The organism is Pseudomonas sp. NPDC089396, assembly GCF_044749545.1.
GTDB lineage: Bacteria > Pseudomonadota > Gammaproteobacteria > Pseudomonadales > Pseudomonadaceae > Aquipseudomonas.
In genome coordinates this window covers 271,504-286,317 of record NZ_JBIVIC010000001.1, presented here as the reverse complement: position 1 = coordinate 286,317, position 14,814 = coordinate 271,504, and the positions used below count along the sequence as shown (strand labels likewise).

Genomic DNA, 14,814 nt, shown 5'->3' with positions numbered 1-14,814 from the left:
CCCTGTGGGAGCCGGCTTGCCGGCGAAACGGGGGCAAAGCCCCCGCCTGCGATCATCAGTCGAACACGATACCCTGCGCCAGCGGCAGCTCGCGCGAGTAGTTCACGGTGTTGGTCTGGCGACGCATGTAACCTTTCCAGGCATCCGAACCGGATTCACGACCCCCGCCGGTTTCCTTCTCGCCACCGAATGCACCGCCGATTTCGGCGCCGCTGGTACCGATGTTGACGTTGGCGATGCCGCAGTCGCTGCCCGAAGCGCTCTGGAAGCGTTCCGCTTCGCGCAGGTCGGTGGTGAAGATGCACGACGACAGGCCTTGCGGCACTTCGTTGTTCAGGCGCAGTGCTTCTTCGAAGTCGTCGTAGCCCAGCACGTAGAGGATCGGCGCGAAGGTTTCGTGACGAACCACGTCGCTTTGCGCAGGCATCTCGGCGATGGCCGGCGACACGTAGAAGGCGTTCGGGTACTGCTCAGCCAGCTGACGCTCGCCACCGAATACCTGGCCGCCTTCGTCGCGGGCCTTGGCCAGGGCGCCCTGCATGGCGTCGAACGATTGCTTGTCGATCAGCGGGCCGACCAGGTTGTCCTTGCGTGGGTCGCCGATGCGCACCTTGGCGTAGGCGGCTTTCACGCGGGCAACCACTTCGTCCTTGATCGAGCGGTGCACGATCAGACGGCGCAGCGTGGTGCAGCGTTGGCCGGCGGTGCCGACGGCGGAGAACAGGATGCCGCGAACGGCCAGGTCCAGGTCGGCGCTCGGGGCCAGGATCATGGCGTTGTTGCCGCCCAGTTCGAGGATGCTGCGGCCGAAGCGGGCGGCCACGCGCGGGCCTACTTCACGGCCCATGCGGGTGCTGCCGGTGGCGCTGACCAGCGGCACGCGTGGGTCGTCGACCATCGCCTCACCGGCTTCACGCCCGCCGATCACCAGCTGCGCCAGGCCTGCCGGGGCATCGCCGAAGGCTTTCAGGGCTTTTTCGAACAGTGCCTGGCAAGCCAGGGCGGTCAGCGGGGTCTTCTCCGATGGCTTCCACACCACCGAGTTGCCAGCCACCAGGGCCAGGGCGGTGTTCCACGCCCAGACGGCTACCGGGAAGTTGAAGGCGCTGATCACGCCGACCACGCCCAGCGGGTGCCAGGTTTCACGCATGTGGTGGCCCGGGCGCTCGGAGGCGATGGTCAGGCCGTACAGCTGGCGCGACAGGCCGACGGCGAAGTCGCAGATGTCGATCATTTCCTGCACTTCGCCCAGGCCTTCCTGGGTGATCTTGCCGGCTTCGATGGACACCAGCTCGCCGAGGTCGGCCTTGTGCTCACGCAGCACTTCGCCGAACAGACGTACCAGCTCGCCACGGCGCGGAGCCGGCACACTGCGCCAGGCTTCGAACGCGCTTTGGGCCTGATCGATGCGGGCGGTGGTCTCGGCCTTGCCGAGCAGTTTCACCGAGGCGATCTGGCTGCCGTCGATCGGCGTGTGAACAGGGTAGTCGCCCTGGGTGTAAGCCGTGGCGGCAACGCCAAGGCGCTCGAGCAATCCAGCAACCATTTGTGCTTCTCCTACATCGGGTGATGGGGTGGAAAAATGATGTGGATCAGTATTAATCCGATCACACCAGTGCAACAAACGACCTTTATTCCGCATATCATTCCGTCAGGTAATGATTCGAGCCACAGAGACCGCTATGTCCAAACGCCTGGTGCCCTCCATGACCGCCCTGCAGTGTTTCGAAGCTGCAGCCCGCCACCTGAGCTTTACCCGCGCCGCCGAAGAACTGCACCTGACCCAGAGCGCGGTCAGCAAGCAGGTGGCGCAGCTTGAAGACATGCTGCGCCACCACCTGTTCCTGCGCATCCGCCGACGCCTGCAGCTGACGCCGGCGGGCAGCCTGTACCTGGCCGAGGTCAACAAGATCCTGACCCAGGTGGACATGTCCAGCCGCTACGTACTGACCTACGGTGAGCAGACCGAGATATTGAAGGTAGCCACCCAACCGAGTTTCGGCGTGCGTTGGTTGATCCCGCACCTCAAGGGCTTTGGCAAGCGCCACACGAACATTCACCTGGACATCCGCAACGAGATGGAGCCGTTTGCCCTGCTGCAGGGTTCGGCGGATGTGGTGTTCTTCTATGGGCAGGGCACCTGGCCGGGGGCGACCTGCCTTGAGCTGTTCCGCGAAGAGGTGGTGCCGGTGTGCGCGCCGGAGCTGCTGGCCGGGCGTGAGCTCAAGGATGCCGGGGAGCTGGCCGAGCTGGTGCTGTTGCAAAGCACCTCGCGGCCTGAGGCCTGGCATGAGTGGTTCCTGGAGTTGGACTTGCACAGCGTCAGCGCTTACCACGGGCCGCGGTTCGATACCTTCTACATGGCCTTGAGCGCGGCGCAAGCTGGCTGCGGGGTGGCGCTGGTGCCGCGCTATCTGGTGGCCAAGGAGTTGAACGAAGGAAGCCTGGTCATTCCTTGGAATCATGCGATGAACAGTGCTGGGGCGCATTACCTGGCCTATGCCGAGCATGCGGCGGAGGTGCCCAAGGTGCGGGCGTTGGTGGGGTGGATTCGCGAGCAGCTTGAGGCTTGAGGGTGCAGGGGCCGCTTTGCGGCCCAATCGCCGGCAAGCCGGCTCCCACATAGGGAGCCGTGGTGAACCCTGTGGGAGCCGGCTTGCCGGCGATGGGGCCCTCAAGGTCGATCAAAAAAGGAATGACAGGCCCACTTTTTTTCGCTTGTGGCCATAGTGCATTCCCCGCTTTCATGTAAGCGTCCGAACCCAACCAGGAAGCTAGCGATGCCCGCCCACGATTTCGTCAGCCCCGACAGCATCCGCGCGCAGTTCTCTGCCGCCATGTCGCTCATGTACAAACAGGAAGTGCCGCTGTACGGCACGCTGCTGGAGCTGGTGAGCGAAATCAACCAGCAGGTCATGGCCCAGCAGCCAAAGGTGGCCGAAGCGCTACGCTGGACCGGCGAAATCGAGCGGCTCGATCAGGAGCGCCATGGCGCCATCCGCGTCGGCACCGCCGAGGAGCTGGCCACCATCGCCCGCCTGTTCGCGGTCATGGGCATGCAGCCGGTCGGCTACTACGACCTCAGCTCCGCCGGCGTCCCGGTGCACTCCACGGCCTTCCGCGCCGTGCATGAACAGTCATTGCATGTCAGCCCGTTCCGCGTGTTCACCTCGCTGCTGCGCCTGGAGCTGATCGACAACCCGCAACTTCGCGAGCTGGCGCACGCTATCCTGGCCAAGCGCAAGATCTTCACTGCCCGCGCCCTCGAACTGATTGCCCAGTGCGAACGCGACGGTGGCTTGAACGCCACGGATGCCGAGGCTTTCGTACAGGAAGCCCTGCACACCTTCCGTTGGCACCATGACGCCACCGTCACTGCCGAGCAGTACCAGCAGCTGCACGACCAGCACCGCCTGATCGCCGACGTGGTGGCGTTCAAAGGCCCGCACATCAACCACCTGACCCCACGCACCCTGGATATCGACGCAATCCAGCTCGGCATGCCAGCCAAGGGCATCCCGCCCAAGGCCGTGGTCGAAGGCCCGCCCACCCGGCGTCATCCCATCCTGTTGCGCCAGACCAGCTTCAAGGCGCTGCAGGAAAAGGTCGCCTTCAGCGACCAGCACAGCAGCGAAGGCAGCCATACCGCGCGCTTCGGCGAAATCGAGCAGCGTGGCGCCGCACTGACACCCAAAGGCCGCCAGCTGTATGACCGCCTGCTCGATGCCACCCGTGCAGCCCTCGGCGGCGCCCCGGCCGAAGCCAACGCCGAGCGTTACATGGCGCTGCTGCAGGAACACTTTGCCGAATTCCCGGATGACCTGGCGCAGATGCGTGAACAGGGTTTGGCCTACTTCCGTTACTTCGCCACCGAGAAGGGCCGGGCCGCACGTGACCAACAGGACCGCCCAACCAGCCTGGAAGGCTTGATCGCCGCGGGCCATGTGCACTTCGAAGCACTGGTGTACGAAGACTTCCTGCCGGTAAGCGCGGCGGGCATCTTCCAGTCCAACCTGGGTGACGATGCCCAGGCGGAATATGGCAGCAACGCCAACCGCGATGCGTTCGAGGCGGCCTTGGGGCTGCAGGTGCAGGATGAGCTGGCGCTGTATGCGCAGAGCGAGCGGCGGTCGTTGCAGGCGTGTGCGCAGGCGTTGAACCTGGGGGCGATGTAAGGCTCAGGATTGTCGGGGGCGCTTTGCGCCCCTATCGCCGGCAAGCCGGCTCCCACAGGGTAAGCAGCGCCGCAATACCTGTGGGAGCCGGCTTGCCGGCGATAGGGCCCGCCCAGACAGTCAAATAGCTGGCAGTATCTGCACATCCGGCAAGTTCATCGCCGCCGCCTCTTCCTGCAGAAACCCACTCAACCGCCGCAACCGCTCCCCACCCGGCCGGGTCCGCGGCCACACCAGGTAGTAATCCATGCCACTGGGCACCGCCGTCGGCCAAGGCAGGCTCAAGCGCCCCTGAGCCACATCTTCGGCAACCATCAGCAGGTCACCCATGGAAATCCCGTAACCACGGGCCGCCGCGATCATGCCCAACTCCAGGGTGTCGAACACCTGCCCACCCTTGAGCGAAACCTTATCGGTCAGGCCCATGCGTTCCAGCCATTCGCGCCAGTCACGCTTGTCCGGGGTCGGGTGCAACAGCTCGATGCCGGCCAACCGACGTTCATCCCACGGACCATCCTTGAGCAGGTCTGGTGCCCCTACCGGGATCAACAGCTCGGAAAACAACCGGCGCACTTCCCATTCCGGCGGAAACACGCCGTCGCTGAGCAGTACCGCGCAATCGAACGGCTCCTGGTTGAAATCCACATGGTCGACGTCCATCCAGGCGCTGGTCAGCTGCACTTCATTGCCCGGCTGCAAGTGCCGGAACTGGCTCAGGCGCGCCAGCAACCAACGCATGGTCAAGGTCGAAGGCGCCTTCATGCGCAGGATGTCATCTTCGCCGCGCAAGGTATCGCAGGCGCGCTCCAGGGCAGCGAAGCCTTCACGCACACCGGGCAACAACACCCGCGCGGCTTCGGTCAGCTGCAGGCTGCGGCCGCTGCGCACGAACAGGCGGCAGGCGAAATGGTCTTCGAGGGTACGGATATGCCGGCTGACCGCGCTCTGGGTGATCGACAGCTCAGCACCGGCACGGGTGAACGAGCTCAGCCGAGCGGCGGCCTCGAATGCACGCAGCGCATAGAGCGGAGGGAGCTGACGGGACATGAGGCACCTGGCATATGGGGGCAAGGGAGGAATGCCCAAAATCATATATGCATGAGTCCAACTCATGCCAACTATCGCTTTTATCCTTTTGTGCAAAGTTGACCAAAGCCTCAGAATCCACCCTCGCTCACCGAGTCAGGCACAAGGACACCCCCCATGCACGTCGCGCCCACCACAGAACTCAAGGCTTTGCTGCGCCTGGCCGGGCCGCTGATCGCCTCGCAGTTGGCGCACATGCTGATGGTGCTCACCGACACCCTCATGATGGCCCGCATCAGCCCGCAAGCCCTGGCCGGTGGCGGCCTTGGCGCGGCCGGCTATTCGTTCGTGTCGATCTTCTGCCTGGGTGTGATCGCCGCAGTCGGTACGCTGGTGGCGATCCGCAAGGGTGCCAATGACATCGAAGGTGCTACCCGTCTGGCGCAGAACGGGCTGTGGCTGGCCTGGGGCCTGGCCTTGGTGGCAGCCCTGGTGCTGTGGAACCTGGAACCGGTGTTGCTGCTGTTCGGCCAACAGCCGGACAACGTCGCCGCCGCCGCCGAATTCCTCACCCTGCTGCCGCTGGCCCTGCCCGGCTACCTGACTTTCATGGCGCTGCGTGGCTTCACCAGCGCCCTGGGCCGCTCGACGCCGGTGATGATCATCAGCCTGGTCGGGACGGTGCTCAACTACCTGTTCAACCATGCGCTGATCGAAGGCATGTTCGGCCTGCCCAAACTCGGCCTGATGGGCATCGGCATGGTCACGGCGGTGGTGTCGATGGGCATGGCCATCGCCCTGGCGCTGTACATCCGCTGGCACTCGGCCTACGACGCCTACCCGCTGCGCAAGGGCCTGTCGCGCCCTTCCCTGCCGGCCTTGCGCGAGCTGTGGCGGCTGGGCCTGCCGATTGGTGGCACCTACATGGTGGAAGTCGGCCTGTTTGCCTTTGCCGCCCTGTGCATGGGCGTGCTCGGCAGCACTGAGCTTGGGGCTCACCAGATCGCCCTGCAGATCGTCTCCACCGCCTTCATGGTACCGACGGGCCTTTCGTATGCGGTGACCATGCGGGTGGGGCTGTACTTCGGCGCCGGCAACCTGCTGGCGGCGCGCAGCGCCGGGCGGGTGGGGATCGGCTTCGGCGCGAGCATCATGTTCGGCTTCGCTGCCTTGTTCTGGCTGCTGCCGGAGGCGCTGGTGGGGTTGTTCATCGACCGCCACGACCCAGCGTTCGCGGCGATCTTCCAGCTGGCGGTGCAGTTGCTGATGGTGGCGGCCTGGTTTGAACTGTTCGATGGCGTGCAGACCATCGCCATGGGCTCGATCCGTGGGCTGAAAGATGCCAAGACCACGTTCCTGATCGGCTTGTGCTGTTACTGGCTGGTCGGGGCGCCGAGTGCCTGGCTGTTCACCTTTACCCTGGGGGGCGGTGCGGTCGGCGTTTGGTGGGGGCTGGCGTTGGGGCTGGCGTGTGCGTCGGTGGCGCTGACCCTGGGCTTTGAATGGCGGATGAAGCGGATGCTGGGCAAGGCCGGCGTTACCGCTGGAGCGACTGCCTCGGTTTGACGTCACGGCCCTATCGTCGGCAAGCCGGCTCCCACAGGTAATCCACCGCTCTCAAGGGCTGTGTTGTACCTGTGGGAGCCGGCTTGCCGGCGATAGGCCCTAGCAGACGCCTGCCAGCTTGCGCTCTGACACCTGCTGCAGATACTCCACCAGCTCCCCCACCGGCAGCGGCTTGCTGACCAGGAACCCTTGCACCTGATCACAGCCAAAGCCGCGCAGCAAAGCCAGTTGCTCCGGGCTCTCCACACCTTCGGCCACCACCTCCAGGTTGAGGTTGTGCGCCAGGTTGATCATGGCATGCACCAGCTTGCGGTTCTCCTCGCGCATCTCCATCTCGGCGACGAAGCTGCGGTCTACCTTGAGCAAGGTGATCGGCAAGCTGTTCAGGTGCACGAACGATGAGAACCCGGTACCGAAGTCGTCCAGCGAGAAGCGCACGCCCAGGCGCCCCAAGGCATCCATGGTCTGGCGCACCAGCTCGTTGCGGCGCATCACCGCCGTTTCGGTCAGTTCGAATTCCAGCCAGCGGGCATCGACACCGTGCTCGATGATCAGCCGGCTCAGGGTCGCCAGCAGCTGGCTGTCCTGGAACTGGCGGAAGCTCAGGTTCACCGCCATGTGCAAGGGCGCCAGACCGCTCTCGCGCAGGGCCTGCATGTCGCGCAGGGCCCGCGAGATGACCCAGTAGCCCAGCGGCACGATCAACCCGCTCTGTTCGGCCAGCGGTACGAATTCACTCGGCGGAAGCAGGCCGCGCTCGGCATGGCGCCAGCGCACCAGAGCCTCCAGGCCGACAATGCGCCCGTCGGCCAGGTTCAGCCGCGGCTGGTAGTGCAGCTCCAGTTCATCGCGGCGCAAGGCCCGGCGCAGTTCGCTTTCCAGGTCCGCCAGGCTGCGGGCGTTACGGTTGATCCGCTCGTTGAACACATGGAAGGTGCAGCCCTGGCTGCTCTTGGCCTGGCGCATGGCAATGTGCGCATGCCACATCAACGGGTCGGCGCCGCCCTGGGCGCGGGCATGGGCAATGCCCAGGCTGCAGCCGAGCAGCAGGCTTTCGCCGTCGATCCAGTAAGGCTCGGCCAAGGCCTCGACGATCCGATCGGCGATCCACTCGGCCCGGTTGGCATCACGACGGGTGTCGATCAACAACGCGAATTCATCGCTGCCCAGGCGCGCCAGCTGATCGCCCGCTTCCAGCTGCTGCTTGAGCCGCGACACCACCTGCAGGATCAGGCGATCGCCGCCCTGGTGGCCAAGCGCATCATTGACGTGGCGGAAGTTGTCCAGGTCCAGGTGGCCAAGCGCAATACCGCGGCCGTCGTTCTCGGCCAGGCGCGCCGTCAGCAGGGCCTGAAAGCCCTGGCGGTTGGCGATGCCGGTGAGGGGGTCTTGTTCGGCCAGGCGCTGCAGGGTGTCGACCAGCACACCGCGCTCACGCACATGGCGCAGGGAGCGGCGCAGGGCGTCGGGATTGAGCTGGTCAAGCACCAACCAGTCGCTGACGCCGGTAGGCGGTAGCGCAGGTTCATGGTCGAGCAGCAGGATGGTCGGCAAGTCGCAACGCCCCGGCGCCGGCTGCAAGGCCGGCGTCGCCAGGATCACGGCCTGGCGGTCATTGCTGAACAGGCTATCGACCGCTGCCCAGTTCGGCGCGGTCAGCAATACCGCCAGGTCGCCCAGCGGCAGCAGGCACTCGCGCAACAAGGCTGCCCATTCCGGCTCATCAGCCAACAACAGCAAACGCAGAGGTTCGACAGGCGTGGACAAGCGGGCTCCTTAGGGCAGGGTCGGTGACACGGGGGAGGTCGGGTATGCTACTGCATAAATGAAAATGATTTTCACTTTTAGACAGATCCCTTGCCCAAGCGCGCCGACGCATTTCGACGTGCATCCTGCGCGAAAGTCGCTCTTCCAGCAAATCCGATTTTTTCCATGAATAGCATTAGTTTGACTAATGATATGCGTGCAGAAAACGTTGACTCAGACGTCAGACGGTCGCGCCACAACCGCCCTATGCCTGTTAGAATGCGCGGCTATTTTCTGGCGACCCCCGGTTTCTAGCATGTCCCGACTCAATCCCAGGCAACAGGAAGCCCGTGACTACGTCGGCGGCCCTCTTTTGGTGCTCGCCGGTGCAGGCTCCGGCAAGACCAGCGTAATCACGCGCAAGATTGCCCACCTCATCCAGAACTGCGGCATCCGCGCCCAGTACATCGTGGCGATGACCTTCACCAACAAGGCCGCGCGCGAGATGAAAGAGCGGGTCGGGACCCTGCTGCGCCCGGGCGAAGGCCGTGGCCTGACGGTGTGCACCTTCCACAACCTGGGGCTGAACATCATCCGCAAGGAGCACGACAAGCTGGGCTACAAGCCAGGCTTCTCGATCTTCGACGAGTCCGACATCAAGGCGCTGCTGTCGGACATCATGCAGAAGGAATACTCCGGCGACGACGGCATCGACGAGATCAAGAACATGATCGGTGCCTGGAAGAACGACCTGATTCTCCCGGCCGAAGCCCTGGAAAAGGCGCGCAACCCGCGCGAGCAGACCGCCGCCATCGTCTACACCCACTACCAGCGCACGCTCAAGGCGTTCAACGCGGTGGACTTCGACGACCTGATCCTGCAGCCGGTCAAGCTGTTCCAGGAGCACCCCGAGGTGCTCGAACGCTGGCAGAACCGCGTGCGCTACCTGCTGGTGGACGAATACCAGGACACCAACGCCAGCCAGTACCTGCTGGTGAAGATGCTGATCGGCATGCGCAACCAGTTCACCGTGGTAGGCGACGACGACCAGTCGATCTATGCCTGGCGGGGCGCCCGCCCAGAGAACCTGATGCTGCTCAAGGAGGACTACCCCTCCCTGAAGATCGTCATGCTCGAGCAGAACTACCGCTCGACCAGTCGCATCCTGCGCTGCGCCAACGTGCTGATCGCCAACAACCCGCACGCGTTCGAGAAGCAGCTGTGGAGCGAAATGGGCGTGGGCGACGAGATCCGCGTGATCCGTTGCAAGAACGAGGAAGCCGAGGCCGAACGCGTGGCCATGGAAATCCTCACCCTGCACCTGCGCACCAACCGCCCGTACAGCGACTTCGCCATCCTCTACCGGGGCAACTACCAGGCCAAGCTGATCGAATTGAAGCTGCAGCACCACCAGGTGCCCTATCGCCTGTCGGGCGGCAACAGCTTCTTCGGCCGCCAGGAGGTCAAGGACCTGATGGCCTACCTGCGCCTGCTGGTCAACCCGGACGACGACAACGCCTACCTGCGGGTCATCAACGTGCCGCGCCGCGAGATCGGCTCGACCACCCTGGAAAAGCTCGGCAACTACGCCACCGAGCGCGGCGTCTCGATGTACGCCGCCAGCGAGGAGCTGGGCCTGGGCGAACACCTGGACGCCCGCTACACCGAGCGCCTGCAGCGCTTCAAGCACTGGCTCGACGGGGTGCGCCACAAGGTCGCCCTGGAAGACCCGATCGCCGCGCTGCACGAGATGATCCGCGACATCGACTACGAGAACTGGATCCGCCAGCAGACCGCCAGCGACAAGGCGGCGGAGTTTCGCATCAGCAACGTCTGGTTCCTGGTCGAAGCACTGAAGAACACCCTCGAGAAGGACGAAGAGGGTGACATGACCATCGAGGACGCCATCGGCAAGCTGGTGTTGCGTGACATGCTCGAGCGTCAGCAGGAAGAGGAAGAAAACGCCGAGGGCGTGCAGATGATGACCTTGCACGCGTCCAAGGGCCTGGAATTCCCTTATGTATTCATCATGGGCATGGAGGAGGAAATCCTCCCCCACCGCTCAAGCATCGAAGCCGACACCATCGAAGAAGAACGCCGCCTGGCCTACGTGGGCATCACCCGCGCGCGCCAGACCCTGGCCTTCACCTTCGCGGCCAAGCGCAAGCAGTACGGCGAAATCATCGACTGCACGCCCAGCCGGTTCCTTGACGAACTGCCGCCGGACGACCTGGCCTGGGAAGGCCTGGACGATGCGCCCGTGGAAGTGAAAGCCGCGCGAGGCAACAACGCCTTGGCCGATATCCGGGCAATGCTCAAACGCTGATCAACCATTACTCTTTAACTTTGCCGCTACCTCCGGGACGCGGCCACCTTTGCTACATCGAGGAAACAACAGTGGAAGCACTGCAGCAGAAGATTCGCGAAGAAGGCATCGTGCTTTCCGATCAGGTTCTCAAAGTCGACGCGTTTCTCAACCACCAGATCGACCCGGCGCTGATGCAGCTGATCGGTGACGAATTCGCCCGCCTGTTCGCCGACGCCGGCGTGACCAAGATTGTCACCATCGAAGCTTCGGGCATCGCCCCGGCAGTGATGACCGGCCTGAAGCTGGGCGTACCGGTGATCTTCGCGCGCAAGCACCAGTCGCTGACCCTGACCGAGAACCTGCTGACTGCCACGGTGTATTCCTTCACCAAGCAGACCGAGAACACCGTGGCCATCTCGCCGCGCCACCTCAACAGCAGCGACCGCGTGCTGGTGATCGACGACTTCCTGGCCAATGGCAAGGCGTCGCAAGCGCTGATCTCGATCATCAAGCAGGCCGGTGCCACCGTGGCCGGCCTGGGTATCGTCATCGAGAAGTCGTTCCAGGGCGGCCGTGCCGAGCTGGACAGCCAGGGCTACCGCGTTGAATCGCTGGCCCGGGTGAAGTCGCTGGAAGGTGGCGTGGTCACTTTCATCGAGTGAGCCTGTAGCGGCCTCATCGCCGGCAAGCCGGCTCCCACAGGAGTTACACAGAGCCTGAGCTTTGTGCCTTCCCTGTGGGAGCTGGCTTGCCAGCGATGGGCTGCAAAGCAGCCCCAACCCTCATCGGGTCGCCTCCAACCCCGCCAGCAGCAACCGCTGGTAAAGCTCTTCCTTCAAGCCCTTCGGGTCGTCCAGCTGCATCCGTGCCAGCTGTGCCAGATACCCTTCAGGCCCCGGCGCATCCAGGGCTGCCCTGCCCAGCTCCAGCACCTCGCTCAGCTTGAACTTGCTCTTCAACCAGTTCAGCGCCCGCAACAGATCCCGCTCTTCTGCCGTGAAATCCGTCCCCAGCGGATATTCCGGGAACAACCGTACATGCCTTACCCGAATGGCTTCCAAGCGCTCAGGCGTGTTGTCAGTGAATCGCCCATCCAATTCGAAGTCTCTGGCCAACTTGCCGGCCTTCTTGGCCTGCTCGATCAATTCACTCTGAAAACGTGAGTCACTGACCGCCAGCAACCGCGCAATCACCTCGCTGTCAGTCTGCCCGCGCAGGTCGGCGATGCCGTACTCGGTCACCACGATATCGCGCAGGTGCCGGGGAATGGTGCAGTGGCCGTATTGCCAGAACAGGTTGGAGCTCATCTCGCCGCCGGCCTCTCGCCAGCTGCGCAGCAGCAGGATCGAACGCCCACCCTCCAGCGCGTGCCCCTGGGCGACGAAGTTGTACTGCCCGCCCACACCACTGAGCACATGCCCATCTTCGAGCTGGTCGGCCACCCCTGCGCCAAGCAGGGTCATGCCGAACACCGTATTGATGAAACGGGCATCGCGGCGCTGACGACGCTTGAGTTCTTCCTGCCCGTACAACTCGTTGATGAAGCTGATGCGCGTCATCATGAACTGTGCCCGCTGCTCCAGCGGCATGTCGCGCAGGCGCTGGTAGAACGCCTGCGGGCCGAGGAAGAAACCACCGTGCACCAGCACGCCCTGCTCATCCGCCGGGCGTCGCACCACGCCGGCCTCGGCCAGCGCCAGCAGACCGTTGACGAACATTTCGCTGCAGCCGTACAGGCCCTGGGCGAAGGGCTCCAGCCCGCCTTCCCGGGCAATCAGTGTCTGCCACGGGGCTACCTCCAGGTCGTCCAGCAATGCGCGGTAACCCGCGTTGTCTGCGTGACGCGCCAGCAGCGCGGCGGCGACGGCATCGCCCATGGCACCAATGCCGATCTGCAGGGTGCCACCGTCGCGCACCAGGGTACTGGCATGCAGGCCGATGCAATGGTCCTGGGTGGTGACCGGCATGTTCGGGGTAGAGAACAGACGCCGCTGCTCCGCTTCATCGATCAGCAGGTCGAACGCGTCGATCGGCAGCTCCGCGTCGCCGGGCATGTAGGGCAGCTCGGTGTGGACCTGGCCGAGCATGAGGATGGTTTCACCGGCAGCCCGGCGCTTGGCGATCATGGGCTGCAGGTCGAGGGTGATATCGGGATTGCACGCCAGGCTCAGGTGAACGGGCTTTTCCGGCGTGGCGGCGACCAGCTGGGCGACCAGGTTCAGGCCCTTGGCATTGATGTCGCGGGCCGCGTGGCTGTAGTTGCTGCTGACGTAGTCCTGCTGCGCGGATTCGCTGTGCAGCAGGCTACCGGGCTGCATGAAGAACTGCTCGACGCGGATGTTTGGCGGCAGGCTGTCGTTGCGCAGGTCCGCGAGGTAGTCGAGTTCTTCGTAGTCGGCGAACACGCGTTCGATGAAGGGCTGGAGGAAGCGTCGTTGCAGGCCGTTGCCCAGCGGCGGGCGGCCGAGGCTGAGGGCGGTGTAGATCGTCAGCTCACGCTCGGGCAGTTCGCGTATCCGAGCGTAGAGGGCGTTGACGAAGGCGTTGGGTTTGCCCAGGCCCAGCGGCAGGCCCATGTGGATATGGGCTGGAAGGCGCGACAGGACTTGCTCGACTGCCTGATCGATGGAACAGAGATGCATCGGGGCCTCCTGAGTCTTGCGCGGGTTCAGGGGTTGGACACATGGCGGGGCTGGTTTGTTGCCTGTCCCGGCCTTATCGCCGGCAAGCCGGCTCCCACAGGGACTGCACCGCCCTCACGGCCTGTGCTTAACCTGTGGGAGCCGGCTTGCCGGCGATAAGGCCGGTACGGACGACACACAAACAAAGCCCGCCAAAAAAGGCGGGCCTTGTGCAATTCAGCTGTGACTCACAGCCCGGACATCTTCTTGATCGCTGCTTTCAGGTCGTCATCCGAGCAATCCGCGCAGGTGCCCTTCGGCGGCATGGCATTGATCCCCGTAATGGCCTTGGCCAGGATGCCGTCGAGCCCACCCTGGTGATCGGCACGTTCTTTCCACGCCGCCGTGTCGCCAATCTTCGGCGCGCCCAGCAGGCCGCTGCCATGGCAGGCATTGCAATGCTTGGCGATGACTTCATCCGGCGTCTTGGCTCCGCCCCCACTCGCCGCGGCGGCCACTTCCATGCCCTTGCACTCCTGCCCCTGAACGCACACCTGGCCAACAGGCTCCAGGCGCTTGGCAATGTCATCGTTGGTCGCTGCGGTTGCGCCCAGTGCCCAAAGGGCGAGTACGGCTGCTGGTACGGCCAGCATCTTCTTGATTTGGTTCACGCGAACACCCTCATGGTGGCTAATCATGCCCGCGGCCACGGTAATGCGAGCGTTGAAAAGTATAGCGGCAACCTGGAGGCCGTGAAACGACCCCACTCGGGAAAGGGGTATTGCTGAAACAATGCACTGCGCTGGATCAAAAATTCGACGGCGTGGCCGCGCTGATCAGCCGGGCGGGTTGGTCGAACGGGTTGCGAAAGCGGTGCGGGCGGGTGCTTTCGAAGTAGTAGCTGTCACCCTCTTCGAGGATGAAGATCTCGTTGCCCACCACCAGTTCGAGCCGGCCTTCGAGCAGGATGCCGGTTTCCTCGCCATCGTGGGTGAGCATTTCGGCACCGGTGTCGGCACCCGGGGGATAGACCTCGGTGAGAAACGCGATCGCCCGGTTGGGGTGCGATTTGCCCACCAGCTTCATGGTCACCGCACCGTCCGAAATGTCGATCAGCTCATGGGCCTTGTAGACGATCTGGGTGGGGCTTTCAGGTTCCAGTTCGACCGAGAAGAACTCGACCATGGACATGGGGATGCCGCTTAGCACCTTGCGCAGCGAACTGATCGAGGGGCTCACGCTGTTTTTCTCGATCATCGAGATGGTGCTGTTGGTCACACCCGCACGCTTGGCGAGTTCACGCTGGGACAGGCCCTTGAGCTTGCGGATGACTTGCAGTCGTTCGCCGACGTCCAAAGCTGGAGCCTCCTGA

Annotated in this window: 11 protein-coding genes; 5 read left to right on the top strand and 6 right to left on the bottom strand. The window is 63.9% G+C overall.

Annotated features, from left to right (window positions below; genetic code table 11):
- Window positions 1–55: 55 nt before the first annotated feature.
- Window positions 56–1,546, bottom strand: coding sequence for an aldehyde dehydrogenase family protein (locus ACIPZB_RS01385; protein WP_400638701.1), 1,491 nt, complete (start codon window positions 1,544–1,546; stop codon window positions 56–58).
- A 136-nt stretch (window positions 1,547–1,682) separates the two neighbouring features.
- On the opposite strand from ACIPZB_RS01385, the gene ACIPZB_RS01380 reads away from it, so the two are divergent.
- Window positions 1,683–2,573: a LysR family transcriptional regulator gene (locus ACIPZB_RS01380; RefSeq protein WP_400638700.1), complete on the top strand. Its 891-nt coding sequence runs from the start codon at window positions 1,683–1,685 to the stop codon at window positions 2,571–2,573.
- Window positions 2,574–2,780: 207 nt separating this feature from the next.
- The gene (locus ACIPZB_RS01375) at window positions 2,781–4,175 is read left to right on the top strand and encodes a VOC family protein (RefSeq protein WP_400638699.1); all 1,395 of its coding nucleotides are present in this window, start codon (window positions 2,781–2,783) and stop codon (window positions 4,173–4,175) included.
- Between the two features lie 120 nt (window positions 4,176–4,295).
- Here ACIPZB_RS01375 and ACIPZB_RS01370 read toward each other — a convergent pair whose 3' ends face one another.
- Window positions 4,296–5,222, bottom strand: a complete 927-nt coding sequence (locus ACIPZB_RS01370) for a LysR substrate-binding domain-containing protein (protein WP_400638698.1) — start codon at window positions 5,220–5,222, stop codon at window positions 4,296–4,298.
- A 156-nt stretch (window positions 5,223–5,378) separates the two neighbouring features.
- Here ACIPZB_RS01370 and ACIPZB_RS01365 point away from each other — a divergent pair, with 156 nt between their 5' ends.
- Window positions 5,379–6,767 carry a NorM family multidrug efflux MATE transporter gene (locus tag ACIPZB_RS01365; protein WP_008100441.1) on the top strand — a complete coding sequence of 463 codons (1,389 nt, stop codon included), beginning with the start codon at window positions 5,379–5,381 and terminating at the stop codon, window positions 6,765–6,767.
- A 99-nt stretch (window positions 6,768–6,866) separates the two neighbouring features.
- Here ACIPZB_RS01365 and ACIPZB_RS01360 read toward each other — a convergent pair whose 3' ends face one another.
- Window positions 6,867–8,534 (bottom strand): putative bifunctional diguanylate cyclase/phosphodiesterase, encoded by a 1,668-nt coding sequence (locus ACIPZB_RS01360; protein ID WP_400638697.1) that lies wholly within the window; start codon window positions 8,532–8,534, stop codon window positions 6,867–6,869.
- Between the two features lie 295 nt (window positions 8,535–8,829).
- On the opposite strand from ACIPZB_RS01360, the gene rep reads away from it, so the two are divergent.
- The gene (gene rep, locus ACIPZB_RS01355; RefSeq protein ID WP_317660358.1) at window positions 8,830–10,839 is read left to right on the top strand and encodes a DNA helicase Rep; all 2,010 of its coding nucleotides are present in this window, start codon (window positions 8,830–8,832) and stop codon (window positions 10,837–10,839) included.
- A 71-nt stretch (window positions 10,840–10,910) separates the two neighbouring features.
- The gene (locus tag ACIPZB_RS01350; RefSeq protein WP_008092892.1) at window positions 10,911–11,483 is read left to right on the top strand and encodes a xanthine phosphoribosyltransferase; all 573 of its coding nucleotides are present in this window, start codon (window positions 10,911–10,913) and stop codon (window positions 11,481–11,483) included.
- Between the two features lie 120 nt (window positions 11,484–11,603).
- Here the strand turns inward: ACIPZB_RS01350 and ACIPZB_RS01345 are convergent, their stop codons facing one another.
- The 3 genes from ACIPZB_RS01345 to ACIPZB_RS01335 all read right to left on the bottom strand — a co-directional run bounded on the left by ACIPZB_RS01345 (window position 11,604) and on the right by ACIPZB_RS01335 (window position 14,798).
- Window positions 11,604–13,463 carry an acetyl-CoA hydrolase/transferase C-terminal domain-containing protein gene (locus ACIPZB_RS01345; protein ID WP_400638696.1) on the bottom strand — a complete coding sequence of 620 codons (1,860 nt, stop codon included), beginning with the start codon at window positions 13,461–13,463 and terminating at the stop codon, window positions 11,604–11,606.
- A gap of 227 nt (window positions 13,464–13,690) precedes the next feature.
- Window positions 13,691–14,095, bottom strand: coding sequence for a cytochrome c5 family protein (locus tag ACIPZB_RS01340; RefSeq protein ID WP_043274129.1), 405 nt, complete (start codon window positions 14,093–14,095; stop codon window positions 13,691–13,693).
- 154 nt (window positions 14,096–14,249) lie between these two features.
- Window positions 14,250–14,798 (bottom strand): cupin domain-containing protein, encoded by a 549-nt coding sequence (locus tag ACIPZB_RS01335; RefSeq protein WP_008101177.1) that lies wholly within the window; start codon window positions 14,796–14,798, stop codon window positions 14,250–14,252.
- Window positions 14,799–14,814 lie beyond the last annotated feature (16 nt).

Coding starts and splice junctions, on each gene's coding strand:
- ACIPZB_RS01385 (WP_400638701.1), bottom strand. CDS start 1,546: ATGGTTGCTGGATTGCTCGAGCGCCTTGGCGTTGCCGCCACGGCTTAC.
- ACIPZB_RS01370 (WP_400638698.1), bottom strand. CDS start 5,222: ATGTCCCGTCAGCTCCCTCCGCTCTATGCGCTGCGTGCATTCGAGGCC.
- ACIPZB_RS01365 (WP_008100441.1), top strand. CDS start 5,379: ATGCACGTCGCGCCCACCACAGAACTCAAGGCTTTGCTGCGCCTGGCC.
- ACIPZB_RS01380 (WP_400638700.1), top strand. CDS start 1,683: ATGTCCAAACGCCTGGTGCCCTCCATGACCGCCCTGCAGTGTTTCGAA.
- ACIPZB_RS01375 (WP_400638699.1), top strand. CDS start 2,781: ATGCCCGCCCACGATTTCGTCAGCCCCGACAGCATCCGCGCGCAGTTC.
- ACIPZB_RS01345 (WP_400638696.1), bottom strand. CDS start 13,463: ATGCATCTCTGTTCCATCGATCAGGCAGTCGAGCAAGTCCTGTCGCGC.
- rep (WP_317660358.1), top strand. CDS start 8,830: ATGTCCCGACTCAATCCCAGGCAACAGGAAGCCCGTGACTACGTCGGC.
- ACIPZB_RS01340 (WP_043274129.1), bottom strand. CDS start 14,095: ATGCTGGCCGTACCAGCAGCCGTACTCGCCCTTTGGGCACTGGGCGCA.